Source organism: Streptomyces arenae (genome assembly GCF_022343545.1).
GTDB classification, from domain to species: Bacteria; Actinomycetota; Actinomycetes; order Streptomycetales; family Streptomycetaceae; genus Streptomyces; species Streptomyces humi.
Map to the genome: position 1 here is coordinate 41,408 of NZ_JAKQYH010000066.1, position 26,946 is coordinate 68,353.

The 26,946-nt window shown below is 72.5% G+C and carries 21 protein-coding genes and 1 pseudogene; 13 read left to right on the forward strand and 9 right to left on the reverse strand.

Annotated features, from left to right (window positions below; genetic code table 11):
* Positions 1 to 190: 190 nt before the first annotated feature.
* Positions 191 to 1,096, reverse strand: a complete 906-nt coding sequence (locus tag MB828_RS30585) for an N-acetylglucosamine kinase (RefSeq protein ID WP_301650998.1) — start codon at positions 1,094 to 1,096, stop codon at positions 191 to 193.
* 566 nt (positions 1,097 to 1,662) lie between these two features.
* Between MB828_RS30585 and MB828_RS30590 the strand changes: the two genes are divergently transcribed.
* The 6 genes from MB828_RS30590 to MB828_RS30615 all read left to right on the forward strand — a co-directional run bounded on the left by MB828_RS30590 (position 1,663) and on the right by MB828_RS30615 (position 9,916).
* Positions 1,663 to 2,796, forward strand: coding sequence for an ROK family transcriptional regulator (locus MB828_RS30590; RefSeq protein ID WP_301650999.1), 1,134 nt, complete (start codon positions 1,663 to 1,665; stop codon positions 2,794 to 2,796).
* A 276-nt stretch (positions 2,797 to 3,072) separates the two neighbouring features.
* Positions 3,073 to 4,395 (forward strand): extracellular solute-binding protein, encoded by a 1,323-nt coding sequence (locus tag MB828_RS30595; RefSeq protein ID WP_301651000.1) that lies wholly within the window; start codon positions 3,073 to 3,075, stop codon positions 4,393 to 4,395.
* A 121-nt stretch (positions 4,396 to 4,516) separates the two neighbouring features.
* A complete protein-coding gene (locus tag MB828_RS30600; RefSeq protein WP_301651001.1) occupies positions 4,517 to 5,428 on the forward strand; it encodes a carbohydrate ABC transporter permease in 912 nt (303 codons plus the stop codon).
* Positions 5,425 to 6,327, forward strand: coding sequence for a carbohydrate ABC transporter permease (locus tag MB828_RS30605; RefSeq protein ID WP_301651002.1), 903 nt, complete (start codon positions 5,425 to 5,427; stop codon positions 6,325 to 6,327). Before MB828_RS30600 ends, MB828_RS30605 begins: the two co-directional genes overlap by 4 nt.
* 2 nt (positions 6,328 to 6,329) lie before the next feature.
* The gene (locus tag MB828_RS30610; RefSeq protein ID WP_301651003.1) at positions 6,330 to 8,048 is read left to right on the forward strand and encodes a hypothetical protein; all 1,719 of its coding nucleotides are present in this window, start codon (positions 6,330 to 6,332) and stop codon (positions 8,046 to 8,048) included.
* Positions 8,049 to 8,098: 50 nt separating this feature from the next.
* Positions 8,099 to 9,916: a hypothetical protein gene (locus tag MB828_RS30615; protein ID WP_301651004.1), complete on the forward strand. Its 1,818-nt coding sequence runs from the start codon at positions 8,099 to 8,101 to the stop codon at positions 9,914 to 9,916.
* Here MB828_RS30615 and MB828_RS30620 read toward each other — a convergent pair.
* Together MB828_RS30620 and MB828_RS30625 are read right to left on the reverse strand one after the other, a co-directional pair.
* Positions 9,913 to 10,281 carry an antibiotic biosynthesis monooxygenase family protein gene (locus tag MB828_RS30620; protein ID WP_301651005.1) on the reverse strand — a complete coding sequence of 123 codons (369 nt, stop codon included), beginning with the start codon at positions 10,279 to 10,281 and terminating at the stop codon, positions 9,913 to 9,915. The genes MB828_RS30615 and MB828_RS30620 overlap by 4 nt on opposite strands.
* Positions 10,282 to 10,356: 75 nt before the next feature.
* On the reverse strand, positions 10,357 to 11,007 hold the full coding sequence (locus MB828_RS30625) for a nucleoside/nucleotide kinase family protein (RefSeq protein WP_301651006.1): 651 nt from the start codon (positions 11,005 to 11,007) through the stop codon (positions 10,357 to 10,359).
* A 76-nt stretch (positions 11,008 to 11,083) separates the two neighbouring features.
* Between MB828_RS30625 and MB828_RS30630 the strand changes: the two genes are divergently transcribed.
* The gene (locus tag MB828_RS30630) at positions 11,084 to 11,818 is read left to right on the forward strand and encodes a beta-phosphoglucomutase family hydrolase (protein ID WP_301651007.1); all 735 of its coding nucleotides are present in this window, start codon (positions 11,084 to 11,086) and stop codon (positions 11,816 to 11,818) included.
* Positions 11,815 to 14,158: pseudogene (locus MB828_RS30635) on the forward strand (glycoside hydrolase family 65 protein). The gene MB828_RS30630 and the pseudogene MB828_RS30635 overlap by 4 nt, the downstream one beginning before the upstream one ends.
* Before the next feature lie 169 nt (positions 14,159 to 14,327).
* Here MB828_RS30635 and MB828_RS30640 read toward each other — a convergent pair.
* Both MB828_RS30640 and MB828_RS30645 read right to left on the reverse strand, forming a co-directional pair.
* A complete protein-coding gene (locus MB828_RS30640; protein WP_301651008.1) occupies positions 14,328 to 15,221 on the reverse strand; it encodes a M56 family metallopeptidase in 894 nt (297 codons plus the stop codon).
* Entirely contained in the window at positions 15,218 to 15,601 is a 384-nt protein-coding gene (locus MB828_RS30645) for a BlaI/MecI/CopY family transcriptional regulator (RefSeq protein ID WP_301651009.1), read from the reverse strand. The genes MB828_RS30640 and MB828_RS30645 overlap by 4 nt, the downstream gene beginning before the upstream one ends.
* A 260-nt stretch (positions 15,602 to 15,861) precedes the next feature.
* Between MB828_RS30645 and MB828_RS30650 the strand changes: the two genes are divergently transcribed.
* Both MB828_RS30650 and prcB read left to right on the forward strand, forming a co-directional pair.
* Positions 15,862 to 16,812, forward strand: coding sequence for a lysylphosphatidylglycerol synthase domain-containing protein (locus MB828_RS30650; protein WP_301651010.1), 951 nt, complete (start codon positions 15,862 to 15,864; stop codon positions 16,810 to 16,812).
* 84 nt (positions 16,813 to 16,896) lie between these two features.
* Positions 16,897 to 17,781 carry a proteasome subunit beta gene (prcB, locus tag MB828_RS30655; protein ID WP_301651011.1) on the forward strand — a complete coding sequence of 295 codons (885 nt, stop codon included), beginning with the start codon at positions 16,897 to 16,899 and terminating at the stop codon, positions 17,779 to 17,781.
* A 19-nt stretch (positions 17,782 to 17,800) separates the two neighbouring features.
* Here the strand turns inward: prcB and MB828_RS30660 are convergent, their stop codons facing one another.
* Both MB828_RS30660 and MB828_RS30665 read right to left on the reverse strand, forming a co-directional pair.
* Positions 17,801 to 18,502 carry a phosphatase PAP2 family protein gene (locus MB828_RS30660; RefSeq protein ID WP_301651012.1) on the reverse strand — a complete coding sequence of 234 codons (702 nt, stop codon included), beginning with the start codon at positions 18,500 to 18,502 and terminating at the stop codon, positions 17,801 to 17,803.
* A complete protein-coding gene (locus tag MB828_RS30665) occupies positions 18,499 to 19,158 on the reverse strand; it encodes a DedA family protein (protein ID WP_301651013.1) in 660 nt (219 codons plus the stop codon). Before MB828_RS30665 ends, MB828_RS30660 begins: the two co-directional genes overlap by 4 nt.
* Positions 19,159 to 19,456: 298 nt before the next feature.
* Between MB828_RS30665 and efeU the strand changes: the two genes are divergently transcribed.
* The 3 genes from efeU (at position 19,457) to MB828_RS30680 (ending at position 24,272) form a co-directional block, all read left to right on the forward strand.
* Positions 19,457 to 21,622 (forward strand): iron uptake transporter permease EfeU, encoded by a 2,166-nt coding sequence (gene efeU, locus MB828_RS30670; protein ID WP_301651014.1) that lies wholly within the window; start codon positions 19,457 to 19,459, stop codon positions 21,620 to 21,622.
* A 53-nt stretch (positions 21,623 to 21,675) separates the two neighbouring features.
* Positions 21,676 to 22,947 carry an iron uptake transporter deferrochelatase/peroxidase subunit gene (gene efeB / locus MB828_RS30675; protein ID WP_301651015.1) on the forward strand — a complete coding sequence of 424 codons (1,272 nt, stop codon included), beginning with the start codon at positions 21,676 to 21,678 and terminating at the stop codon, positions 22,945 to 22,947.
* A 164-nt stretch (positions 22,948 to 23,111) separates the two neighbouring features.
* Positions 23,112 to 24,272, forward strand: coding sequence for a HoxN/HupN/NixA family nickel/cobalt transporter (locus MB828_RS30680; RefSeq protein WP_207920521.1), 1,161 nt, complete (start codon positions 23,112 to 23,114; stop codon positions 24,270 to 24,272).
* A 15-nt stretch (positions 24,273 to 24,287) separates the two neighbouring features.
* Here MB828_RS30680 and MB828_RS30685 read toward each other — a convergent pair whose 3' ends face one another.
* Positions 24,288 to 25,250 (reverse strand): hypothetical protein, encoded by a 963-nt coding sequence (locus MB828_RS30685; protein WP_301651016.1) that lies wholly within the window; start codon positions 25,248 to 25,250, stop codon positions 24,288 to 24,290.
* Between the two features lie 12 nt (positions 25,251 to 25,262).
* A complete protein-coding gene (locus MB828_RS30690; RefSeq protein ID WP_133022858.1) occupies positions 25,263 to 26,735 on the reverse strand; it encodes an APC family permease in 1,473 nt (490 codons plus the stop codon).
* Positions 26,736 to 26,946: the final 211 nt, after the last annotated feature.

Sequence of the window (26,946 nt, forward strand, 5' to 3'; positions counted from 1 at the left end):
TTCTAGGACCGGCCCGTGTCCTGGCGGTCATGGTCCGACGACCGCCACATGGCCCGGAGTTGAACGGCAGCCCGGTGGTTCGACCGGAAGCAGCGCCGGGACCTGCGTGTTCGCGGTATCGAACGGCCCGTGGTCCGCACCCGCGCAGAGGTCCGCACCCGCGCAGCGGAAGGGGCCCCGGCCGGCGTCGTCACAGGAGCGAACGCGCGAGGGCCACCGCGCCCGTCACGGGCGGACTGCGCAGCGGCTGTGGCCGGGCGCCGGGCACGGCCTCGGCGAGCGCGGCGGCGAAGGCGTCGTACAGCCGCGGCTGGGAGAGGATCGTGCCGCCCGCCACCACCACGTCGTCCACGGCGAGACCGCGGGCGGCGAGCCGGGCCACCAGGGCGGCCAGCGCGCGGCCGCCGTCGGCTATCACGTCCCGGGCGATCCGCGAGCCCGCGTCGGCCGCCGCGAACAGCACCGGCGCGTGCCGGCCCCACTGGGCCGAGATGTCGGTGGCGCTCTCCAGGGCCGCGCCCAGCGCGGGTACCTCGGCCACCTCGAAGGCGGCGACCAGGCCGGCCGCGAGGGCGTCGGGTGCCTCGCCGCGGTCGTGCGCGGCCCAGGCGGCACGGGCGGCCTCCCGGACGAGTCCGGCGGCGCCGCCCTCGTCGCCGAGCACCGCGCCCCAGCCGCCGACCTGCACGGGGCTGCCGTCCGCGAGCCGGCCGACGGCCACCGAGCCGGTGCCGGCGACCAGTCCGACGCCCTTGTCCAGACCGGCGGCGGGGACGAGGAGCTCGGCGTCGCCCACCACCCGGACCGGCACACCGAGCGACGCGCGCAGCGCGGCGGCTGTCCCGGCGCACTGACGGGGCGTCTCACAGGCGTGCCCGCCGACCGCCAGGGCGGCGGGGCGGGCGTCCGCGGGGAGGGCTTCACGGACCAGCGCGGTCAGCCAGCGGGCGGCGGCGTCCGTGTCGTGCGGCCGCCAGCCGCTGCTCGGGCGGACGTGGTCGGCGACCAGCTCGGCGCCGGCGAGCGCGCGGAGGTGGGTCTTGGTGCCGCCCACGTCGACACCGACCACGAGCGGGGAGGAAGGAAGGTCCTGCACGGATCCTCTTTCGTCGTCTGGGCACAGGGCGCCGGAGATGACGGGACCCCGGGCCCGGCCGACGGATCCGGCCGGGGACGCGGGGTGTGGCACGCGCCGCTCACCGGCGCTGACAGCCGCCGCTGATTCCTGTGACCTGGTCCGCCGGCCGGGCCCTGGGCCCTGTCGGCACGTTCCCGTCGTCGCCCGGGGGGCGGCCCGGCGGCGTCGGGTGCGTGATCTTTGGGTCCTCCGGGCCGGGGCTGCGGGAGTGCACGACGTCGCGGGGCAGGCGGGAATCCGACGGCAGGGCCTGCCTGTGACGGCGGGCGAACAGCGCCTGGCCGTACAGGAGTTGAGCGAATCGGGAAGCCCCGGGACGGGCTTCTTGCGGAGCACGGCAGGCGAGTACCGTGTACTTCGTTAGGAAGTTAACTAACGAAGTACAGTGCGTCAAGAGTTGTCGCGCTCTCGATCGACGGGCCGCTGTCGAGGACAGAACCGCGCGGCACGAGGGCACCGCATCGCCGCCTCCCTGACATCCGGGAGCGCGGCCCCTGACCCATGGGGGAACTGTGGAACACGTCGTGGCTGAAGCCCCCCGTCTCACCGAGAGCGCCGGAGCCGTGTTCGCCGTGCTGGCCCAGGCCGGCAGCGCCACCAGGCCGCAGCTGGCGAGTCTCGCGGGCCTGTCCAAACCGACGGTCTCCGCCGCCGTCGCGGAGCTGGAGGGGGCGCGGCTGGCCACCCACTCCGGTACCGCCTCCGGCGGCACCGGCCGCTCCGCCGCCGTGTACGGCCTCGGCCCCGCCGCCGGCTCGGTGCTCGCCGTCGACCTCGGGCCGGCCCGCACCAGGGTGCGCGGCTGTGCCCTGGACGGCACCCTGCTGGCCGAGGCCAGCACACCGCGGGCCCGGGCCGCCGACGCGGTCCGCGAGGCGCTGGCCGCGCTGCCGCCCGGCGCGCCGCTGCGGGCCATCGTGGTCGCCGTCGGTGACGTCACCGAGCCCGACCGGACGAGCGGCGCCATGCGTCCGGCCACCGCCAAGGCGGGGCCCGTCTTCGACGCGGTCTCCGTCGCGCTGCCGCCGGGCGTCCCCGTCCACCTGGAGAACAACGTGAACTGTGCGGCCCTCGCCGAACTCCACGAGGGGGCCGCGCGGGGCCGCCGCACGTTCGGCTATCTGCGGATCGGCGTCGGCATCGGCCTCGGCATCGTCATCGGCGGCCAGGTGCTGCGCGGTGCCAACGGAGCCGCCGGTGAGCTCGCCCGGCTGCCCTACCCCTGGGACGACGACCGGGAGCCCCGCCAGGAGGCCCTGGAGGCCTACGTGGGCTCGCAGGCCCTGCTGCGCCGGGCCGCCCAGGCCTGGGGCGCCGCCGACGGCCCCCGCCCGCGCACCGCCGACCGGCTCTTCGCGCTGGCCGCCCAGGGCCGGGAGCCCGCCCGGGCCCTCGTCGCCCGGCACGCCGCCGACGTGGGCCGGCTGGCCGCCGCCGTGACCGCCGTACTGGACCCGGGGCTGCTCGTGCTGGGCGGCAGCACGGGCGCCGATCCGCAGCTGCTGCCCGGCGTGCGGGCCGAGCTGGAGCGGCTGAGCTGGCCCACCGAGGTGGTGAGCAGCCAGATCGGCGATCTCGGTACCGTGGTGGGTGCCGCCCGGCTCGCCGTGGCGCAAGGAGTCCAAAACGTGACCGAAGGCGTGCAGATGAAGGATTGACGGCCTCCGAGTTGGTCTGCCAATGTCCGGACAAGCGCTTTCTAAGTCGGTCGGGACGCCGGCTTGGGGTGAGCCACCCAGCCCGTACACGACGTACGGCAACCGCACGAGGGCGTGCCCGTGCGGTGACGGCCAGGACGGCCGGGGAGCTCGCCCCGCGTGGACGATGCGGCCGGGCGAGGCCGCACCCCCGGAAAGTGATTTTTCCTTCAGAAATGCACCCGTGCCGCCTCAGCCGGCGCCGTGCTCCGTCCCTCCGAAGAAATGGGATCGAAGATGACCACTGTGGGTGTGCGGCGCTCCCGCCGACTCGGCCGCGGCGGTGTGCGCCGCCTGGTTCCCCTCGCTGCCGCGACCGCGGCAGGTGCCCTGCTGCTGTCCGCCTGCGGCTCGGGCTCCGGCTCGGGCGGGAACGCCAAGTCGCTGACGTTCTGGATCTCCACGGTTCCGGGACAGGACGCGGGCTGGAAGAAGCTGGTGGCCCAGTACAAGAAGGAAACCGGCGTCAGCGTCAAGCTCGTCAACATCCCCTACGACGGCTACCCCACGAAGCTGCACAACGCCGCGCAGGCGAACTCCCTGCCCGACGTCGCGGACGTGCCGGCGCTCGACCCGATCTGGTCGAACAAGCTGATCGACCTCAGCTCCATCGCCAACAACAAGAGCTACAACATCAACGGCAACTTCCTGGCCAAGGACTCGTCCGGGAAGGTGCTCTCCATCCCCTCGGACGTCACCGCGTCCGGCCTGTTCATCAACAAGACGCTCTTCAAGAAGGCCGGCGTCGCCGTCCCGGCCTCGCCCTCGGACACCTGGACCTGGACCGAGTTCATCGCGGCCGCCAACAAGGTGCGCGAGAAGACCGGCGCCAAGTACTCCCTGACCTTCGACCAGTCGCCGTCCCGGCTGCGCGCCATGGTGTACGAGATGGGCGGGAAGTACGTCCACGCGGACTCCTCCGGCAAGTTCTCGACGGACGCCGCGACCAAGAAGGCCGTGAACACCTTCGTCGGCTGGAACGACGACAAGGTCATGCCGAAGTCGGTGTGGACCAGCGGCGCCGACCCGTCGGCCATGTTCCAGAGCGGTGACGTGGTCGCCTACTGGTCCGGTGTGTGGCAGGTCGCCGCCTTCGCGGACAGCATCAAGAAGTTCGACTGGGCGAGCGTCCCGACCCCCGCCCAGCCGGTGCAGGCCAGCGACGTCAACAGCGGCGGCATGATGGTCGGCTTCAACAACAACGGCGCCGCGGCCACCGCCGCGAAGAAGTTCATGTCGTGGGTGTACGACCCGAAGCAGTACACCGAGCTGGTCGAGACCTCCGGGTTCCTCCCGGTGGAGAGCGGCCTGAGCCCGAAGTACCCCTTCACGTCCGACGCGGCGCAGGCGGCCTTCAAGCTCTACAACGAGGAGATCCCGCTCTACGCCCCGATCTCCGGCTACTTCAACAACGCGCAGACGGCGTGGGTGCTGAAGGGCAAGAGCCTCACCACCGACCCGACCAAGACGGAGCTCGGCAAGGCGATCAACGGCCAGCAGTCGGCCGACAAGGCCCTGGAGAACATCGTGGCCGGCTACAACCAGCAGGTCGGCGGCTGATCAGGGGCCGGCGGGCCGGGCGGCGGATCCAGACACCGCCGCCCGCCCCGGGCGCCCACCCGGTCACGGGCTCACGGCCTGAGCCCACGGCAATCCATCCCCACAGCACGGAGTCAGGAAGATGACAAAACGCGCCTCGGACGTGTCCGGGAGCCCGCCCAGGCGACGCAGCACCTACACCCTCGCGCCGCTCGTCCTCATCGCGGCCAACGTCGTGCTCTTCGCGCTGTTCTTCGTCTGGCCGGCGGTGATCGGGCTCGTCTACTCGTTCACGAACTACACGGGTGTGGGGGCGTTCCAGTTCGTCGGACTGGACAACTACACGAACCTGTTCGGGGACTCCACCTTCTACGACGCGCTGTTCCGGACGCTGCTGTACACCGTGCTGGTCGTACCGCTGAACTTCGTGCTCTCGCTGCTGGTCGCCAACCTGGTGGTGAGCAAGCAGGCCAAGGGCGCGTCGATCGCCCGTGTCGTCTTCTTCGTCCCGTGGCTCATCTCGCCCATCGTCGTCGGTGTGCTGTGGCGGTGGCTGTTCGGTGAGAACTTCGGACTGATCAACTACGTCATCGAGAAGCTCGGCGGGCACGCGATCGCCTGGCAGTCGAACGCGGACCTGTCGCTGGGCGTGGTCGTGATGGCCGGCGCCTGGTGGGGAACGGCCTTCTCGATGCTGCTGTTCATCGCGGCGATCAAGAACGTGCCCACCTCGTACTACGAGGCGGCCTCGCTCGACGGCGCGGGACCCTGGCGCCAGTTCGTCAGCATCACGCTGCCGAGCATCGCGCCGACGTCCTTCATCGTGATCCTCCTCAACACGATCAACGCGATGAAGGAATACCCGCTGTTCGTCTCCCTCAACAACGGCGGACCGGGCACGTCGAACAACCTGCTCGTCCAGTACATCTACGAGACCGGATTCAACCGGGGCCAGATCGGCTACGCGAGCGCCGCGTCGTTCGTGCTCATGCTCATCCTGATGGCCGTCGCGATCATCCAGCTGATCGCCAACCGGCGGATGGAGAACCGATGACCACCACAGACACGCCGCGTCAGGTCGACGCCGGTTCCGTGAAGGCCCTTTCCAAGAAGCGGACCCGCGGCGGGCGCGACGGTGGGCTCCGGCGCGCGGTACCCGCGACGACCCTGCTGTGGATCCTGGCCGCCCTCTACGGGCTGCCGGTGGCGTGGTTCGTCCTCAGCTCCTTCAAGCCGGCGGGAGACCTGTTCTCCCTTCCGCTGACGGTGCTTCCGCACCACCCCACCCTGTCGGGTTACAAGGCGGCCTGGGACAGCGCCAACTTCTCCCAGTACTTCATCAACACGGCCCTCGTGTGCGTGATCACGACGATCCTCACGGTGGGGGTCAGCTGCTGCACCGGGTACGCGCTGGCCAAGTACGACAACAAGTGGCTCAAGGCCTTCTTCATCTGCATCCTGGCCACCACCATGCTGCCGTCCGAGGTCATGCTCGCCCCGGAGTTCCTGGTGGTCCGTGACCTCGGCCTCTACAACTCGTTCGGCGGCATCATCCTCCCGGCCGTGCTCACGGCGACCGGCTGCTTCATGTTCCGCCAGTTCTTCCTGACGGTCCCCGACGAACTCGTCGAGGCCGCCCGCATCGACGGCGCCCGGGAACTGTCGATCTTCCTGCGGATCATGGTGCCGATCTCCCGGCCGATCATGCTGACCCTCGCCATCCTGTCCTTCCAGTGGCGGTGGAACGACTACATCTGGCCGCTGCTGATGCTCAACGACCCCAACAAGTTCACCGTGCAGATCGGCATCCAGAGCCTCGTCGGGGCGCAGAACATCAACTGGTCGGTGCTGCTGGGCGGATCGGTCATCTCCATGATCCCGCTGATCCTCGTCTTCCTGGTGTTCCAGCGGTACGTCATGAGCGCCGACATCAACGCCGGACTGAAGGACTGACCTTGCCCACCCCGCTCGACCACGAGTTCCTCCGCGCGGTGGCCGGCGCCGCCGACCGGCCGGCCGCCCCGCTGGCGGCCGCCCCCGACGAGGAACCCGCCGGCGTTCCCCACCGCGCCCTGGCCCGCCGGGCGAAGATCCTGATCGCGGCGTACCGGTCCCCGGACTCGGCACTGCACGGCAGCGGCCAAGCCGTCGCCGCCGCACTGACCCACCTCCGCGCCCTACGGGCCGTGCAGACGTCCACCGGCCTCTTCGCCGGCGGCGACAACGTGCAGTCACCGCCCGACTCCGCGTTCACCGTCAACGACGTGTGCGACGCGCACGTCCTGGCCGCCGGCGCGGGACCGGAACTGGACGAGGTCACGGCCGCGCTCGCCGAGATCGCCGGCGCCGCCACCGGCAGCCTCCTGACCGGTGGCGTGCACACCCCGAACCACCGCTGGGAACTGTGCGCGGCCCTGGCCCGGCTGCACCGGTCGTTCCCGGACGACCGGCTGCCCGACCGGGTGGCGCAGTGGCTCGCCGAGGGCGTCGACATCGACGCGGAGGGCCTGTACTCGGAGCGGAGCGCCAACTACGCCGCCCACGTGTCCAACCCGTCGCTCCTGCTGCTGGCCGACGTCCTCGGCCGCCCCGACCTGCGGGACGCCGTCGAACGCAACCTCACCGCGACGCTGGACCTCATCAGACCGGACGGCACGGTCGAGACCGTCCACTCACGACGGCAGGACCAGCACCACCCGTTCCCGCTGGCGCCCTACCTGCCGCACTACCGGCTGCTAGCGATCCGCACCGGCCGGGGCGACCTCAGCCGGGCGGCACGACTGGCGGCCGCCGGCGGCATCGACGACCCCGGCCTGCTCGCCGAGACCATCCTCACCCCCGACCTGTGCCGCCCGCTGCCCGCGCCGGACCCGGAACCCCTGCCCCGCCACCGGTACCTCGCCACGGCCCGGCTCGCCGCACGCGCCTCCGCCACCGCGCACGGCGTCGTGTACGGCGGCTCGGACGTGCCCGAGCACCGGCGCATCCGCTCGGGCCTCGCCTGCAACCCCACCTTCCTGCGCCTGTTCGCCGGCGACGCCGTCCTGGACGCGGTCCGGCTTTCACGCGGGTTCTTCGACCTGGGTCCGTTCCGCGCCGCGGACATGGAGCAACTCGCCGACCACCGGTACCGGCTCACCGAGACCCTCACGGCCGCCTACTACCAGCCGCTCCGGCCGGACCACCGGCGGGACGACGGCGCCTACCGGGTGGCGGACGAGGGACGCTTCTCGGCCGCCATGGCCTTCCCGGACCGGCCTCGGGACGAGGTCTCCCAGACCACGCGCGTCGAGGTGAACCTGCGGGAGGACGGCGCCGACCTGCGGATCGACATCAGCGGACCACGGGTGCCCTGGGCCCTCGAACTGACCTTCCGGCCGGGTGGCGTACCGACGGGCGCCCTGCCGATCGGCGACGGACGCTGGTGCCTGACCGGCGGGCCGATGACCTACCGGGTCGGAGCGGACGAGATCCGGGTCGAGGCCGACGTCGAGGCGGGCGAACCGCTCGCCGGGCCGGACCGCGGCGATCTGCTGCGGTACGACCCGGGCCAGGACCACACCGTGGTGGGCGGTACCGACGCGACCACGGGAGAGCGCGTCTACCTCGGCGGACAGGGCCCGCAGACACTGAGAGTCGCACTGCGCGCCCGCCGTCCCGCGCCTGTCGTCTGAACCCGGCGACCCAGCAGGCCACCTCCGGACCGAAGGGCTGACCACCTCCCATGCACCTGCCGCGCCAGCTCGGCCCGCTGCACGACCTGCCGGACACCCCGGAGGCGTACGACGCGGTCCTCGCCGACGTCACCGAGCAGGCCCTGGCCCGCCTCACGGCCGAGGGCAGCCTGGAACACCCCGACGCCGACGACGACATCGGTGACACCTCCCTCGGGGTCACCTCCCTGCTCGCCCTCGCCTGGCAGCGCACCCGGGACCCCCGGCTGCCGGCGGCGGTGCACCGCAGTCTCGCCTTCCATCTGCGCGAACGCGTGTACACCGAGGACAACCCCGGCTACCCGAACCTCACCGTCCGCGACTCCGGCCTCCCGTACGCCCGTTACGTCCTGGCGGCGGGCGCGCACCCGATCGGGGACTGGCCGAGCACCGTGTGGGCGCTGCTCCAGGCCGTCGACATCCTCGACCTGTCGGACGGCCTGGTCGACGACGGACAGCGCGCCGAACTCCTGGCGCTGGCCCGGGGCTACTGGCGCTGGCTGACCGAGGCCACCTTCTTCAACCCGCAGGAGGCCGGCAACCAGGCGATCGGCTGCGTGGTCGGCGGTCTGATGCTGGCCCGCCACCTGCCGCCGGCGGACGGGGAAGCGGTCCGCGAGCGGGCACTGGCCCTGTACACCGAGGAGATCCGGGCCCACCGCGTCCTCGACCGGGGCGCCCTGCTGCCGCCCGAGCACGGCGGCGCCTACGACAACAACTACGGCCCGATCTCCCTCTCCTTCCTCGCCCAGGCCCACCGGATCAGCGGCGCGCGGATGTTCGCCGAGGACGGCGACGCCCTCGCCCGGTACATCGACGCCCGGCTGCCGAACGGCGGCTACGACAACGGCGGCCCCCGCTACAGCGAACAGCACTCCGCCTTCGAGTCCGTGCTCGGCCTGCGGTACTTCGGCGCCCGGATCGGCTCCGACCTCGGCCGCTACCGGGGCGACACCCTCTGGGGCCGGCACGCGGTCGGACCGGACGGCGGGGTCGACGGCCACTTCGCCTGGATGCTGGTCTGGCAGATCCAGGACACCACCCCCTGGCACCGCACCCCCTCGACCGCCCCGGCCCGCCACCGGCTCCGCGCGGGCGGCGTCTCGGTGGCCTTCGACAGCCGGATGACCCCCGCCCTGATCGAGACGGCCGGCACCTACCTCCTCCCCGCCGCGGTCAACCGGCAGCACGGCTTCGGCCCGGTCCTGGACGGCTTCATGTACTGCCGGCCGATGGGCGCGGTCAGGGTCCGGGACGTCACCGCCGGCGGCCTCACCGCCAAACTGGTGACCAAGCCGGTCGTGGGCCGCGACCACGTCCTGCGCCACGTGCGCTCCCTGTACGTCACGGACGGCACCGCCCTGTGGGTGACGGTGGCCGTGGAACGCCTCGACGGGACGCCGTACCTGCTGGCCGGGCTGCCGTACGCGGCGGACGACGGCGACCGGGTCCGCCGGACCGCCGCGGCCGAGGTCGCCTCGGCGGGCGCCCTGCGCCTGACACACCCCGAGCGGCAGGGCCCCGACCACTTCGACGCCCGCGCCGAACTCACCCAGGAGCAGGCCGCGTTCGCACTGGCCGCCGACCCGCGCGGCTACGGCAACCCGGACGAGGGCTGGCGCCACCTGGTCTCCTCCAGCGCCTACGAGGCCGGACCGGCGCCCCGCGCGCCGGAACACCTGCACGTGTTCGCCGTACGGTACGGACCCGGCGGTGACTTCACCCCGTCGTTCGAGGGCGACCTGACGGTGCACACCGAGGCGTTCACGGCCGTCATCGGAGCCGAGGACGCCCACGGCGATCCCGGACTCACCCTCAGCGCGCGCTAGCCCCGGTCGGCACCGGGGCGCGTGAACCCGTGGCTGCGTTCCACCTTCGCCACGTGCAGCGTGTAGCTCTGGTACCACTCGGCCCGGCCGCGCCGCTGCGCGGCACGGTGTTCGGCATGGGTACGCCACTCGGCGAGGGCGTCGGCGTCGCGGAAGTACCCGACCGTGATGCCGAGCCCGCCAGGGGTCTGCGCGTGGTCCATCCCCAGGTACCCGGGGATGTCCTTCACCAGCTCCTCCATGCGCGCGTTCGTCTCACCGTAGCCGCCCTGGTCCTGGGTCCGTACCGTGCTGAAGACGGCCACGTAGTAAGGGGGTTCGAAGGCATCGACGGGCGCGACAGGTGCTTCCGGGTGATCGCTCATGTCGTCACCGTAGGGCGTGCCGCGGCCGGCGGGCCAGCGTCTTTCCCGAACGGGAGACCGGAGGGATCGAGCCGTTCACCGCAGCGCCGACAACGCGGTCGCCGGCACCACCAGGTCCGCCCGGTCCCGGGTGGCCGCGACCAGGCCGGCGTTGAGCTGGTCGGTGCCCGCCACCCAGGCCACCGCCTCCTCGTGGCCCTTCCCGAACTCCTCGTGCCGGGCGACCAGTCGACGTACCCGCTCGCCCTCCTCGATCTCGCAGAACCACACCTCGTCGAGGGCCTGCCGTACCCGTGCCCAGGGCCCGTCCCCCAGCAGCAGGTAGTTGCCCTCCGTCACCACCAGCCGGGCCGTGGGCGGCACCGGGATCGCGCCCGCGACCGGCTGCTCCAGCACCCGCTCGAAAGCCGGCGCGTACACCACGTCACCGCTGTCCTCGCGCAGCCGCCGCAGCAGCGCCGCGTACCCGGCCGCGTCGAAGGTCGCCGGCGCGCCCTTGCGGTCCCGCAGGCCCAGCCGGTCCAGTTCGACGTCGGCCAGATGGAAGCCGTCCATGGGCACCCGCGCCACCCACGGCTCGCCCGTGCCGTTCAACTCCCGCACCAGATGCCCGGCGAGGGTCGTCTTCCCGGCGCCGGGGCTGCCCGCGATGCCGAGGATCGCGCGCGGACGCCGTCCGGCGAGTGAACGGGCGCGGTCGAGGAGGTCGTCGAAAGTCAGCGGCACGCAAAAAGTGTGACACCGGCCCGGGATGTGGCGCACGCCACCCCCTCGTCGCCGCCAAGTGGGGAAGATGCCGGACATGACTGCACTCGGTCTGCCCGACACCATTCAGGCCTGTCTCTTCGACCTCGACGGGGTCGTCACCAAGACGGCCGTCGTACACGCAGCGGCCTGGAAGGAGACCTTCGACTCCTTCCTGCGCGGCTACGACGGCGAACGGCCCTTCGACGCGGTCGCCGACTACGACGAGTACGTCGACGGCCGCCCCCGCGCCGACGGCGTCCGCGCCTTCCTCGACTCCCGGGGCATCCACCTGCCCGAGGGCACCGCGGACGACCCACCGGACGCCGCCACCGTGCACGGCCTCGGCAACCGCAAGAACGAACTGCTCCTGGCGAAGATCCGCACCGACGGCGTCGAGGCCTACGACGGCACCCTGCGCTATCTCGAGGCGGTCCGGGCCCAGGGGCTGCGGACGGCGATCGTCTCCTCCAGCGCCAACTGCCGTGACGTGCTCCGCTCGATCGGCGCCGAGCACTTCTTCGACGTCCGCATCGACGGCGTCGTGGCCGCCGAGCGGCAGCTGCCCGGCAAGCCGCACCCGGACACCTTCCTGGCCGCCGCCCACGACCTCGGCGTCGAGCCCTCCCGCGCGGCCGTCTTCGAGGACGCCCTCGCCGGGATGGACGCGGGTCGCGCGGGCCGTTTCGGGTACGTCGTCGGCGTGGACCGCGTCGGGCAGACCGACGCCCTGTACGCCCACGGCGCGGACACGGTCGTCAAGGACCTCGCCGAACTGGGAGGCAAGGAGTGATCACCCACCGGTCGTACGCCGTGGAACCCTGGGCGGTCCGTGAGACCGCGCTCAACCTCGACGTGCTCGCCCAGAGCGAGTCGGTGTTCGCGCTGTCCAACGGACACGTCGGCTGGCGCGGCAACCTGGACGAGGGCGAACCGCACGGACTGCCCGGCAGCTACCTCAACGGCGTGCACGAGGTGCACCCGCTGCCGTACGCCGAAGCGGGCTACGGCTACCCGGAGTCCGGGCAGACCGTCATCAACGTCACCAACGGCAAGATCCTTCGACTGCTCGTCGACGACGAGCCCTTCGACCTGCGCTACGGCCGGCTCACCGCGCACGAGCGGGTGCTGGACCTGCGCCGGGGCGTCCTGGAACGGACCTGCGAATGGACCTCGCCCGCCGGGTCCACGGTCCGGGTCCGCTCCACCCGGCTGGTGTCCCTGACCCAACGGGCGGTGGCCGCCGTCGCCTACGAGGTGGAGGCCGTCGACCAGCGCTGCCGGATCGTGGTCCAGTCCGAACTCGTCGCCAACGAGCAGCTCCCCGAGGCGAACGGCGATCCGCGCGCGGCGCTGGCCCTGCAGTCGCCGCTGGAGCAGGAGGACGACTTCGCCGCCGGGCACCGGCTGCGTCTGGTGCACCGCACGAAACGCAGCGGACTGCGGGTCGCGGTCGCCGCCGACCACACGGTCTCCGGCCCCGAGCGGACCACCACGCGAGCCGAGAGCGACATCGACGTGGCCCGGCTGACCGTCACCTCCGTGCTGGAGCCGGGACAGCGGCTGCGGGTGGAGAAGTTCGTCGCGCACGGCTGGTCCGGAGTGCGGTCGCTGCCGGCCATGGCCGACCAGGTGGACGCGGCCCTCGCCGCCGCCGCGCACGAGGGCTGGCAGGGGCTCGCCGACGAGCAGCGCGGCTACCTGGACGACTACTGGTCCCGCGCCGACGTGGAGGTGGACGGCGACGAGGAGGTCCAGCAGGCCGTCCGCTTCGCCCTCTTCCACGTGCTGCAGGCCGGGGCCCGCGCCGAACAGCGGGCGATACCCGCGAAGGGGCTGACCGGCTCCGGATACGACGGGCACGCCTTCTGGGACACCGAGATGTTCGTGCTGCCCGTCCTCACCCACACCGCTCCCGGCGCCGTCGCCGAGGCGCTGCGCTGGCGGCACAACACGCTGCCCGCCGCCCGCGAACGCGCCACCCAACTGGGCCTGGACGGGGCCGCGTTCCCCTGGCGGACCATCGCCGGCTCGGAGGGCTCCGCGTACTGGCCGGCCGGCACCGCCGCCTTCCACGTCAACGCCGACGTCGCCGACGCGGTGGTCCGCTACGTCGCCGCCACCGGCGACACCGACTTCGAACGGGACACCGGCGTCGAACTCCTCGTGGAGACCGCCCGGTTGTGGCGTTCGCTCGGTCACCACGACAGCCGGGGCGCCTTCCACATCGACGGCGTCACCGGTCCCGACGAGTACAGCGCGGTCGCCGACGACAACACGTACACCAACCTGATGGCCCGGGCGAACCTGCTGGCCGCCGCCGACGCCGTGGAACGCCACCCCCGGCAGGCCGCCCGGCTCGGCGTCGACGCGGAGGAGTCCGCCGCCTGGCGGGACGCGGCGGAGGCCGTGCACATCCCGTACAACCACGAACTGGGCGTCCACGAACAGCACGCCGGGTTCACCCGCTACCAGCGCTGGGACTTCGAGAACACCCGCCCCGAGCAGTACCCCCTGCTGCTGAACTTCCCCTACTTCGACCTGTACCGCAAACAGGTCGTGAAACAGGCCGACCTGGTGCTCGCGATGTACACCTGCGAGGCCTACTTCGACGAGGAGCACATCGCCCGCAACTTCGCCTACTACGAGCCGCTGACCGTCCGCGACTCCTCCCTGTCCGCCTGCTGCCAGGCCGTCGTGGCCGCCCAGGCCGGTCACCTCGACCTCGCCCACGCCTACACCGCCGAGGCCGCGCTGATGGACCTCGGCGACCTGGAGCACAACACCCGCGACGGACTGCACATCGCCTCCCTCGCCGGCACCTGGATGGCTGGTCGCCGGCTTCGGGGGGCTGCGCCACTACGACGACGGGGCGCGGTTCGCCCCCCGGCTGCCGGAGCGGCTGCGCCGGCTGGCCTTCAACCTGCAACTGCGGGGCAGCAGGCTGCGCGTGGAGATCGGTGCGGACAAGGCGACGTACACCCTCCTCGACGGCCCCCCGCTCACCGTCCACCACCACGGGGAGCCGGTCACCGTCGACACGGACACCCCGGCGGTACGGGCGGTACCGCCGATCCGCCCGGCCCCGACGCCGGGGCAGCCGCTGCACAGAGCACCCCACCGGCCGACGTGAGGACCAGCGCCCCGAAAAGGGGTGTGGGGAACTGCGCGACCAGCCAGATTCGACCGGCAGTGGACACTGCGGCCTGGTCGTCCGCGGCGCCGTCGTGGCTGATCGCGCAGTTCCCCGCGCCCCTTCGGGGCCGCTTCACTGCGGGGCGTGCTTCACATGAGGGCGTGCTTCATGCGAGGGCGTTGGAGAGGAGGGTCACCAGGTCGGTGGTCGCGTCGGCCGCGAACAGGGCCGCCACTGCGCCGAGCGCGAGGACGGGTGCCACGGTCGGCCAGCGAGGGGGCGGTGGGGTCGTCCGGAGGGCGGCGATACGGCGGGACACCGCCCGGTCCGTGAAACTCAGCGCGCAGGACGGGCGGGCGCGGCCCGCGCTCAGGGCGGCGCGGGCCAGCGCGCGGGCGGTGGTCACGCGGTCGCCGACCGCGCTCGCGGCCTGCTCGTCCGCCCAGCGCTCCACCAGGAACGTCACGGCCGAACGGACCGGACCGAGCAGCGGGTTGGCGGCCGCGGCCAGGGTGACCGCCGTCACCAGGCGGCCGTGCCGGTGGGCCAGATGCGCCCGTTCATGGGCCAGCAGCACCCGCCGCTCCGCCGGTGCCAGCGCGCTCAGCATCCCCGAGGTGACGAGGATCCGTCCCGGCCGGCCCGGTATCGCGAACGCCTGCGGCACCGTGGAGGCGGCCACCACCAGTTCGGTGTCCCGCGGCTGCCCCTCGCACAGCCGCCGCAGCGCACGCCGGGTACCGCGTTCGGCCCGGACCGCCCGCTGCACCCGCCACACCACCACGACCAGCGCGAGACAGGCGGCGACGCCGATCACCTCGGGCACCGGGTCGGCCAGCCGGTGCCCGTCCGCACGGGCCTCCCGGACCACCGGCGGGGCGTCGCCCAGCAGCGCGGTCGTCAGCAGGACGAGGGACCAGGTGGTCGCGGCGGCGGTCAGCACGGCGGCGGAGGCCAGGACCCGTGCCGCCAGCGCCGGTGCCACCCGGCGGCCGATCACCGGAGCGGCCGGCGACAGCAACAGGGAGACCAGCAGCGGGGTGTAGACGTCGAACCTCATACGCCGTCCCCGGCGAACAGGTTCCGGAGCGCCCGTTCCTCCGCGGGGCTCAGCCCGGAAACGAACTGCTGGAGCGCCGCGATCGGGTCCGGGCCCCGGTCCAGGGCCTCGTGCATGGCCTCGGCCGTCAGCTGGGCCGCGTTCTTCGCCGGCCGGTAGGCGCCGCGCCGCCCGTCCGCGTCCCGCAGCACCAGCCCCTTGTCGTACAGCCGCTTCAGGATGGTGTGGACCGTGTTGTAGGCGAGGCCGCCGCCGATCTCGGACTGGATCTCGGCCGGGGTCAACGGGTGTTCGGTCGCCCACAGGGCTGCCAGGACCTCGCTCTCCAGTTCTCCGGCGCTGCGCCGCTCCGCCCTGCCGCGGGAACCTGTGCCAGCCATGGCTCAACCTTACAAGCAGTAGGGCCGCCGCCCCGTTGGGCGTGCCCGCGCGGCAGATGCGCACGGTACACGTTAGTTTGATCGTGTTTGTCCACGAATCCGGCCCGTGGCCCTACAGGTTGTAGGGTGCTTGGCCCTACAGTCTGTAGGGGAACAGGGGTGGTTGTGTCGATGGCCGCGAGCGTGAACGCCGTACTCCACAGCATCCGCCGGGCCGGCTCGCCGTGTGCGGTCCGCGCCGTACCGGCGGTGGCCGGGTCATGACCGCACCGTCGGAAGCCGCACCCGCCGCGGGCCGCCGGCAGGTCCCCTACTGGCAGGCCGGGCTCGGTCTGACCCTGCTGCTCGGCGGGGCCTACCTGGTGCGGCGGCACTGGCCCACGGTGGAGGACGGGGCCGTCCGGCTCGCCGTCGCCGACCAGGGGTGGCTGCTGCTGGGGGCCCTGGCCGCGCTCGGGACCTGGGCGTCCTCCGCCCTCGCCCAGCAGGGCGCGGTCACCGAGAGGCTGCCCGGCGGCCGCCTGGTGGCCGCGCAGTTCGCCGCCTCGGCCGCCAACCACCTGCTGCCCGCCGGGCTCGGCGCGGGCGCGGTCAACGTGCGCTTCCTGATGCGCTGCGGACTGCCGGCCGGCCGCAGCGCGTCGGCGCTCGCGGTCAAGGCGACCGCCGGTGTCGTCGTCCGGCTGGCCCTCATCGGCGCGCTCGCCCCCGCCTGTCCCGGCCTCCTGCGGATCCCGCACGCCCCCACGGCCGTGTTCCTGGCCGTGCCCGCGGCGGCCGCGCTGGTCGCCGCCCTGTTCCGGACCCGGTGGTGGCCGCGCTGCCGGGGCGCGGTGGGTGCCGTGTCGGCCGACATCCGGGCCGTGCACGCCAGCCCCGCCCGGTCGGCCGCCCTGTGGGGCGGCTCCCTCGCCTTCGCCGCGCTGCACTCGCTGGTCCTGATCGCCGTCACCCAGGCGATCGAACTGCCGCTGTCCCCGACCCGGGTGATGCTGCTCTACCTCGCCGCCAGCGGCGCCGCCGCACTGCTGCCCACCCCGGGCGGCCTCGGCTCGCTCGACGCGGCCCTCGCCCTCGCCCTCACCGCCTCCGGCACCCCGGCCGCCGCGGCGGCCTCCGCCGTGCTCGGCTACCGGCTGCTGACCGTGTGGCTGCCGCTGCTGCCGGGCCTGCTGGTGCTCGGGTTGCTGATCCGGCGCCGGGCGCTGTGACCGGGCGGGCGTTTCCCGGCGGCCCGCATCAGGTAGGAGTCCGGTGTCGTCGGCCGGCACGACGGGAAGTCGAGGGGGAGTCGCATGACAGCGAACGACCACAGCGGTGGCGACACACGGGAGTCCGGCACCGCGGGGCGCCTCAGCGACGCGTTCTTCACGCCCGGCACCTCGTCCTTCACGCGGTTCCTCGCCGAGCACCGTCCCGCGCTGCTGCCCACCCGCAGCCCCCTGCCCGCCGGTACGACCGCGCCGCCCGGCGCCTTCCCGCACGGCACCACCGTGCTCGCCCTCGCCTACCGCGACGGCGTGCTGATCGCCGGCGACCGGCGGGCCACCATGGGCAACCTGATCGCCCAGCGCGACCTGGAGAAGGTGCACCCCGCCGACGGCCACACGGCGGTGGCCTTCGCCGGCACGGTCGGGCTCGCCCTCGACATGGTCAAGCTCTACCAGGTCGAGCTGACCCACTTCGAGAAGATCGAGGGCGTCGCCATGACCCTCGACGGCAAGGCCCGCCGGCTCGCCGCGATGATCCGGGAGAACCTCGGCCAGGCCATGCAGGGCCTCGCCGTCGTCCCGCTGCTCGCCGGTTACGACCCCAAGGCGCCGGCGGGCGCACACGGCCGCATCTTCAGCTTCGACGTGGCCGGCGGGCTCTACGAGAAGCGCGAGTTCCACGCCGAGGGCAGCGGCTCGCCGTACGCCGGGAGTGCCCTGAAGAAGCTGTACCGCCCGGGTCTGACCCGCCGGGACGCCGCCCTGACCGCCCTCCAGGCGCTCTACGACGCGGCGGACGACGACTCGGCGACCGGCGGCCCCGACCTCAGCCGCCGTATCTTCCCCATCGTCTCGGTCATCACGGACGAGGGCTTCGAACGGCTGCCGCAGGCCGAGACGGAGGAGCTCACCCGGGAGATGGTCGCCCACCGCCGAACCCGCCCGGACGGCCCGAACGCCACGCCCTGAGACGGCGTCCGGACCCTCTCTAGCCGGTGGGCGCGGGCAGGTCCGGTGCCTCAGCCGGCGTGTCCGGGCCGGGCGGCAGCCACCGCCGCGGCAGCAGGCGGGCCGCCACGCACACCCACACCCCGAGCCAGCCGACGGCGAACAGCCAGCCGCCGAGCACGTCGGTGAACCAGTGCACCCCTAGGTAGATCCGGGTCAGCCCCACGGCGAGCGCCCAGCACACGACGGTCGCGCGCCACCCCCAGCGGCCGTGCGGGGCACGTACGGCCATGGCGAGGAGCACCAGGCCGGCGGTGAGCGCGGCCGTGGTGCTGTGGCCGGACGGGAACGACCAGCCGGAGGCATGTGTCTGCCAGTCCTGCTCGGCCGGCCGGGGGCGGGCGACCAGCTCCATCACGGCGTAGCGGGCCGTCTGCCCCAGGGCGAGACAGAAGACGCCCAGGAGGACGGCGCCCAGCCGGCGTCGCGTGGTCCGGCCCGTCAGCAGGCCGGCCAGGACGACGAGGGCGTAGGGGACGAGCCCGGTGCCGGTGACGGTGATGCCCCGGGCCACGGCCACCGCCATGTCCGGGCGGTGCCCGAGCGACCAGGCGTGCAGGGTCCGGTCCAGGGCGAGCGGGACGCCGTGCCGGCCGCTGACGACGAGGGCCAGGGCCCCGAAGGCGACCCAGGCGCCCAGCGCCGCGCTCCCGGCGAACTCCGTGACCCGCTTGCGGTTCACGACTCCCGCGCGGCCCTGCGGGACCGCAGCAGCTCGGCCGCCAGCGGGATGAGCGACACCACCACGATCAGGGCGATGATCGGCAGCAGGTACCGGTCCACGTTCGGGATCGACGAGCCCAGCGCGTACCCGGCGAGCGTCAGTCCGAGGCTCCAGGCCAGACCGCCGACGACCTGCCAGAGGGTGAAGGTGCGGACGGGCACCCCGAGGGCCCCGGCCAGCGGGTTGAGCACCGTGCGGACCACCGGGACGAAGCGTGCCAGCACGATCGCCTTCGCGTGGCCGTAGCGCTCCAGCAGCTCCTCGGCGCGCCTGGCTCCCTCGTGCAGCCGTGCCGAACCGCTCCGGGCCAGCAGCGCGCCGCCCGCCTTGCGGCCCAGCAGGTACCCGGTCTGCGAGCCCGCCAGCGCGCCGACCGCCGCGGCCACCAGCAGGGCGGGCAGCGAGAGCCGCAGGCTCTGGCCGGAGGTGCCGGTGCAGAGCAGACCCGCGGTGAACAGCAGCGAGTCGCCGGGCAGGAAGAAACCGATCAGCAGTCCCGTCTCGGCGAACATCACCACACCGACGCCCAGCACGCCGAAGGCGGCCAGCAGCGAGTGCGCGTCCAGTACGTTGACGGCGAGCTGCGACGCCAGCGGGTGTGGGGGAGTGGTCATCGGCACGCGCCCTTTCGTTCCGGTCCGGCGGGGGCCGCGAGCGGAACCCACCGTCGACTACACCTCTGTAGACGGTCTATCGCACTCTAAACGATGTCCGGCCCCGGCGGGTTCCCCGGTGGGGCCGTGTCCCCTCCGGGGGATGCCCTGCCGCGTCGCGGCTTTTGCCGCACCATTGCCCGTTCATGACCGGTTGACTACATGGGTGTAGTCATCATGGTCGAGCGCAAGTAAGGCATGCCTTCACTAAGTTCGAGCCAAGGGGCGGGGACGGGCCTGCCGGGGAGGGCTGCGGCGGATGTGGGACGACGCGTTTCCGAGTTTCCTGATCGGACTGAGGGAAGGCCTGGAGGCCGGGCTGATCGTCTCCATCCTCGTCGCCACGCTGGTGCGGGCCGGGGCCGGGAAACGGCTGCCGCAGGTGTGGACCGGCGTCCTCGCCGCGATCGGGCTGGCGCTGAGCTTCGGAGCGGTGCTCACCTTCACCGCCGCGTCGCTGTCCGCGACCGCGCAGGAGGCCTTCGGCGGCACGCTCAGCGTGATCGCGGTCGCCTTCGTCACCGCGATGGTCTTCTGGATGCGCCGCTCGGCCCGCAACCTCTCCGGTGAGATCAAGGAGAAGGTGACCGGGGCGCTCGCCATGGGCTCGGGTGTCCTGGTGGTCACCTCGTTCCTCGCGGTGGGCCGCGAGGGACTGGAGACCGCGCTGTTCCTGTGGACCACCGCCCAGGCGGCAGGCGAGTCGGCGGGCCCGCTGACCGGCGCCGGAATCGGCCTCGTCCTGGCGGCCGGCCTGTGCTGGGGCCTGTACCGGCGCGTCCTGCGGATCAACCTGACGAAGTTCTTCACCCGCACGGGCGCGGTCCTCATCGTCATCGCGGCCGGCGTCCTCGGCTACGGGCTGCGCGACCTCCAGGAGGGCGGGGTGCTGCCGGGCAGTACCGCGTACGCCTTCGACCTCGGCGGCAGCATCGACGCGGGCTCCTGGTACAGCACCCTCCTCCAGGGCGTCCTCAACATCACGCCGACCATGACCTGGCTCCAGGTGACCGGCTACGCCGCCTACCTCGCCGTCGTCATGACACTGTTCACCCGCGGAGTCCGCACGCCCGCGGCGAAGCCGTCCGCCGCCCGACCGGAGCCGACGACCGCCGCCGCCCGACCGGAGCCGACGACCGCCGCCGCCCGACCGGTCCCGACGGCCACCACCACCGCCCGGCCCGAGCCGACGGCCGCCGCGGCCGGTTCGCAGCCCGCCGACGGGCGGTCGGAGGCCGGGGGGAAGTCCGGCCGGGGGGTGGGTAGGCGGCCCGGGTGGGTGGTTCCGGTTGCTGTGGTGGCCGTTCCCGCCGTGGTCGCCGGGCTCGTCGTCGCGCTCGCCCGGCCCAAGCCCGGCAGCGGCCAGACCGTCGCCGTCTCCGAGACCGAGTGCGGCAAGGGTTTCAGCGCGCCCAAGACCGGCCGGCAGACCTTCCAGATGCAGAACACCGGCAGCAAGACCTCCGAGGTGTATCTGATCGACCCGGGCAGCAACGCGGTCTACGGCGAGATCGAGGGCCTCGCCCCCGGCACCACCCGCTCCCTGGTCGCCACCGTCGCCGGGGGCACCTACGCCTGGCGCTGTGTCCCCACCGGCGGCAAGGCCGTCACCTCCAGGCCGGTCACCGTCAGCGGCCACGGAAGCGGCGCCAAGGCGGTCGTACCGGTGTCCGAGAACGACCTGGCCGGACCGCTCAAGGCGTACAAGGCGTACGTCGGTCAGGGGCTCGCCACCCTCGTCGCCCAGACCCGGGCGCTCGACGCCGACATCGCGGGCGGCCACCTCGACCGGGCCCGCGGCGACTGGCTCACCGCCCACCTCACCTACTCCTCCCTCGGCGCCGCGTACGGCACCTTCGAGGACTTCGACCAGAAGATCAACGGCCGCGCCGACGGCCTGCCCGGCGGCGTCGCCGACCAGGGCTTCGCCGGGTTCCACCGGATCGAGTACGGGCTGTGGCACGGCCAGTCCGCCGCGCGGCTGAAGGCTCCGGCGCAGGCACTCGCGGACGCCGCCGCCGGGCTGCAGAAGGCCTTCCCCACCCAGGACTTCGACCCGGGCGACCTGCCGCTGCGCGCCCACGAGATCCTGGAGAACACGCTCCAGTTCGAGCTGACCGCCGACACCGACGAGGGCAGCGGCACCAACCTCGCCACCGCGGACGCCAACCTGGCCGGCACCCGCGAGCTGCTCACCGTCCTGAGGCCGCTGCTGACCACCCGGGCACCGAAGCTGCTGCCGGCCGTCGACGCGGACATCGCCCGGTTGCAGGGGCTCCTCGACGCCGAACACCGGGGCACCGTCTGGACCCCCGTCGAGAAGCTCGACACCGGCACCCGGCAGCGGATCAGCGGGGCCACCGGGCAGCTCCTCGAGGACCTCGCGCCGGTGCCGGACCTCCTGGAGATCAGGAAGTCCGCCTGATGAACCCCGCGGCACACCAGCACCCGCACCCGTACGACGAAGGGAACCCTCCGATGTCCGCTGCCGACACCCCGTCCTGCCCGATGGGCGCGGGCCGCCGCTCCTTCGTGCGGACCGCGCTGGGCGCCGGGGCCGCGGGCGCGGCGCTGGCCGGCGGCGGTTTCGCGCTGAGCCAGGCCGGCGGCACCGCCGAGGCCCGGGCCGCCGCCGCGAGCGGCACCTCGAAGGTCCCCTTCCACGGCGCCCACCAGGCCGGCATCCTCACCCCGGCCCCGGCCGCCGCCACCTTCGTCTCCCTGGACGTCATCGCCGACAGCCGGCAGGAGCTCGCCGACCTGCTGAAGACGATCACCGCGCGGGCCCGGCTCCTCACCTCCGGCGGCACCCCGGAGGACCTCGGTGTCGGCGCGCCGCCCTCCGACAACGGCATCCTCGGGCCCGACGTGCCCTCGGACGCGCTGACCGTCACCGTCGGCGTCGGTGCCTCCCTCTTCGACGACCGCTACGGCCTGGCGAAGGCGAAACCCGCCCGGCTGACGCCCATGCGGACCTTCCCGAACGACAACCTGAGGGCCGCCGAGTGCCACGGTGACCTCTCGCTCCAGATCTGCGCGAACAGCACGGACACCGTCCTGCACGCGCTCCGTGACATCGCCAGGCACACCCGCGGCGCGATGCAGATCAAGTGGCGGATCGACGGTTTCCAGAACGCCCCGCGGCCGACCGGCGCCCAGCGCAACCTGCTCGGCTTCAAGGACGGCATCGCCAATCCGGACGTGCGCTCGGCCCGCGAGACCGACCGGCTGATCTGGGTCGGCGACGGCCAGGGCGAGCCCGCCTGGACCGCGGGCGGCAGCTACCAGGTGATCCGGATCATCCGGATGCTCGTGGAGTTCTGGGACCGGGTCTCGCTCAGCGAGCAGGAGAAGATGTTCGGCCGCCGCAAGGACACCGGCGCCCCGCTGGACGGCGCCAAGGAGACCGACATCCCCAACTACGCCAAGGACCCCAAGGGCAACGCCATCCCGCTGGACGCCCACATCCGGCTCGCCAACCCGCGCACCCCCGCGAGCGACAGCTCCCGGATCCTTCGTCGCGGCTACAACTACGACCGGGGGATCGACGCCGTCGGCAATCTCGACATGGGCCTGGTCTTCTGCTGCTACAACCAGGACGTCAAGCGCCAGTTCGAGGCCACCCAGACCCGGCTGATCGACGAGCCCCTCGTCGACTACATCTCGCCGACCGGCGGCGGCTACTTCTTCGCCCTGCCGGGCGTGAGGAACGCCAAGGACTGGCTGGGGAGCGGACTGCTGACCGCCTGACCGCCTGACCGCCTGACCGCCTGACCGGCTTTTGCCTTCCCATGGTGATCTCTTGGGGAAGGCCTGTCGCGATCCTTGCTGCGAACGATGTGCAAGTACGGGAGAATGGCACCAGGCTGCCGTCGGCAGCTGCCCGTCGCTCGACCGAAGGATGCCACCCCCCGATGACGGCCGCCCCTGGTTCCGCTCCGTCCCTCCCCGCCCAGGCCGAGACCAAGCGCTCGGCCTGGCACCGTGTCCGCGGCTCCATGACACGACAGGAGTGGATCAGGGTCGGCGGGATGGCCGGCTTCGTGCTCGCCCTGCACGTCATCGGCTGGGGCACCCTGGTCGGGATCATCGCCCCGCAGCACTTCAGCGTCGGCACCGAGTCGTTCGGGATCGGGATCGGCGTGACCGCGTACACGCTGGGCATGCGGCACGCCTTCGACGCCGACCACATCGCGGCCATCGACAACACCACCCGCAAGCTGATGGGCGAGGGGCAGCGCCCGCTGTCGGTCGGCTTCTGGTTCTCCCTCGGCCACTCCAGCATCGTCTTCGGCCTGTCCCTGCTGCTCTCGTTCGGCATGAAGGCCCTGGCCGGACCGGTCCAGGACGACGGCTCGCACCTCCACGAGGTCACCGGCCTGATCGGGACGACGGTCTCCGGCACCTTCCTCTACCTGATCGCCGGCATCAACCTGGTGATCCTGGCCGGTATCTGGAAGGTCTTCCGGCAGATGCGCTCCGGCGCCTACGACGAGGCCGCCCTGGAGACCCAGCTCAACAACCGCGGATTCATGAACCGCTTCCTCGGCCGGGTGACCGGTTCGATCAGCAAGCCCTGGCAGATGTACCCGCTCGGCCTGCTGTTCGGCCTGGGCTTCGACACCGCCACCGAGATCGCCCTCCTGGTCCTGGCCGGCTCCGGCGCCGCCTCCGGGCTGCCCTGGTACGCCATCCTGACCCTGCCGGTGCTCTTCGCGGCCGGCATGTCGCTGCTCGACACCATCGACGGCTCGTTCATGAACTTCGCCTACGAGTGGGCGTTCTCCAAGCCGGTCCGCAAGGTCTACTACAACCTCACCATCACCGGTCTGTCCGTCGCCGTCGCCCTCATCATCGGCACCGTGGAACTCCTCGGCCTGCTCGCCGACAAGCTGGACCTGCACGGCGCCTTCTGGGACTGGGTGGCCGGCCTCGACCTCAACACCGTCGGCTTCGTCATCGTCGGTCTCTTCTTCGCCACCTGGGTGCTGGCCCTGCTGATCTGGAAGGCCGGCCGCATCGAGGAGAAGTGGACGACGGGCCTCGCCCGGCCTGCCGAGCAGGCCGAGGGCTGACCCGCCGGCCCCGCCTCAGTCGCGCACCCGCACCTTCAGATCCGCGTGCCACTTGACGATCTGCTTCTCCGGATCACCGGTGTACGACCAGGGGGTGCGGGTGGCCCGCCGCCCCTGGAGCCGCAGCAGGTCCGCCGCGACGTCCGTGACGCCCGCCTGGCAGGCCGCGTGCGTCAGAAAGTTCAGGTCACGCAGCTCGCCCGGGGCCACCGGTACCTCACCGCGCTGGGCGATCCAGCGCTGCCAGGTCCGCCGTACGTCGCTGACCGCGCCGTCGTGCTTCCAGTGCTGGCTCATCCCCACCGAGGCCTGACCCTGTGCGCCGTCCATCATGTACCGGAACTCCTCGACGCGGGCGTACTGGACCAGTACCGGCAGCGCGCAGCCCGGCGGCGCGACCCCGGCCGCGTCGCGGGCGAAGTCGTACATCAGGCCGTGGGTGCCGTGCCAGCGCGCGGAGTAGTAGTGGAGCACCTGGAGATGGCCCTCCACGTTGTACGGGTCGCGCCGGTGCAACTCGTCCCACCAGCGGGCGAGTTCCTGCCGGCGTACCCCGGCCGGGTACAGCCGGGCCACCGAGATCAGGGAGACCCACGGGGTCGGGTCCTGTGGATGTGCGTCCGCGGCGGCCAGGGAGGCCAGTACGGCGGTGTCGATCCTGGACCGGTCGATCGGGGCGCCCCGGCCCGCCGAGATGGCCAGGGTGAACGCCCGTGCCGTCTCGGTCGCCGCCCGCAGCACCAGCGCGTCGGCGCTGTGCGGCTCGGCGGCCAGCCAGGACTCCGCCGTGGAACTGCCCGCGCAGGCCTGCGCCAGCAGCCGGACCCGGTGCCCGCGGGCGAGCCAGTCGGACCCCGTCGTCCGCAGCAGTGCCCGCAGGCCCTGCCAGCGGCCGATGACGATGTCCTGACGGGCCGAGGTGAGGGATTCGTCCCCGCAGTCCGGGTCGAAGTCGGGGGCGAAGCGGTCTCGCGCCATCGGACTCGTACCTCAGAAATCGGTGGGGAGGCCCTCGTAGGCCCGGGCCTGTGCGGTGGCGTGCTCGTCGGGGACCCAGTCGGCCTCGACCGTGCGGGTGGCGTCCAGCTTGGCCGGCCGGTAGTAGTCGCTGCCCTGTTTCCAGTACCAGAGCATCGGGATCAGGCCGACGGCCAGGCCGCCGATGCCGATCGCGATCGCCGCGCCGCTCAGCTCGCCCAACGACTCGACGAAGATCCAGAACATGAACAGGGCGCCGAACAGCGGCCACAGCCCGCCGAGCAGGAAGTTGCCCGCCGACTTGAACAGCATCTTGCGGTACGCCACGACCACCGCGAGACCGGCGAGACCGTAGTAGACGGCGATCTGGAGGCCGATCGCCGAGATGGCGTCCGAGAGGATCTCGCCCACCGAGCCGAGGGCGTTGGACGCGATGAACATCGCCAGCGCCACCGCGCCGACCACGGCGATCGCCACGTACGGGGTGTTCCAGGTGCGGTGCACCCGGCCCAGCGCGGCCGGCATCGTACGGTCGCGGCCCATCGCGAACAGCGAGCGGGTGACCTGGATGAGGGTGGTCTCCAGGGTGGCGATGGTGGACAGCATCACGGCGACGATGAGCAGCTTGCCGCCCCAGCCCGGCCAGATCTGGTCACCCAGCGCGCCGAGCACGTTGGCGTCGTTGGCCGCGATCTGGTCCGAGGACAGGATCACGTTCACCGCGATGGTGAACACCTCGAACAGGGCGAAGACGATGCCCACACCGATCAGACCCGCGAGGCCGGTCGTACGGCGGGAGTTGCGGGTCTCCTCGCTGAGGTTGCTGGTGACGTCCCAGCCCCAGTAGTAGAAGGCGGCGATCAGCGCCCCCGAGGCGAAGCCGGAGACGCCGTCGAAGTGGCTGAAGCCCAGCCACGACCAGTCGAAGGCGCGGGCGTTGCCGGTGTGGAAGAGGGCCAGCACCGCGAAGAGCAGCAGGATCGCCAGCTCGATCCCGGACATCACCAGCTGGGCGCGCACGGTGAGGCGGGCGCCGCCGAGCACCACCACCAGCATGATCACGAACCAGGCGGCGCCGACCACCGTGGACAGCGCGACGTTGTCGGCGAGACCCTCGTCGAACAGGGACAGCGTCATCGAGCCGGCGGGCAGGGAGCCGGCCACCATGAAGATGGTCGCGGACACCACCAGGGCCCAGCCGCTGACGAAACCCAGGAAGGGGTGCAGGGTGCGGCCCACCCAGGAATAGCTCGCGCCGGCGTTCACGTCGATGCGGCCGAGGTAGCTGAAGGCGAGCGCGATGCCCAGCATCGGTATCGCGCACCACAGCAGGGCCGCCGGACTGGCCAGGCCCACCGCCCCCACCAGGACCGCGGTGGTCGCCGCCAGCGAGTACGCCGGTGCGCTGCCCGCCACGGCCATGACCACGGTGTCGAACGTGCCGAGGGCGTTGGCCTGTAGCCCTCTGCCCCTGTTGATGCTCATGGTTGTGCTGCTTTCCGGTCGTGCAGGGCGCACGGGAGTGCAGGCCCGCGGTGGTACGGGTGGGGGGTGCGCGACCCGCCTCGTACCCGTCGAGGGGTGACCTCGGGCAAGCGGCCGGTCAGAAAGCGAGAAAAGGCGCGGCGCGGGCCGCATGCCGAGAGTCTGCGAACGGTCACACCGCGTGTGTGGGTGTGACTATAGCGGCCCTCTT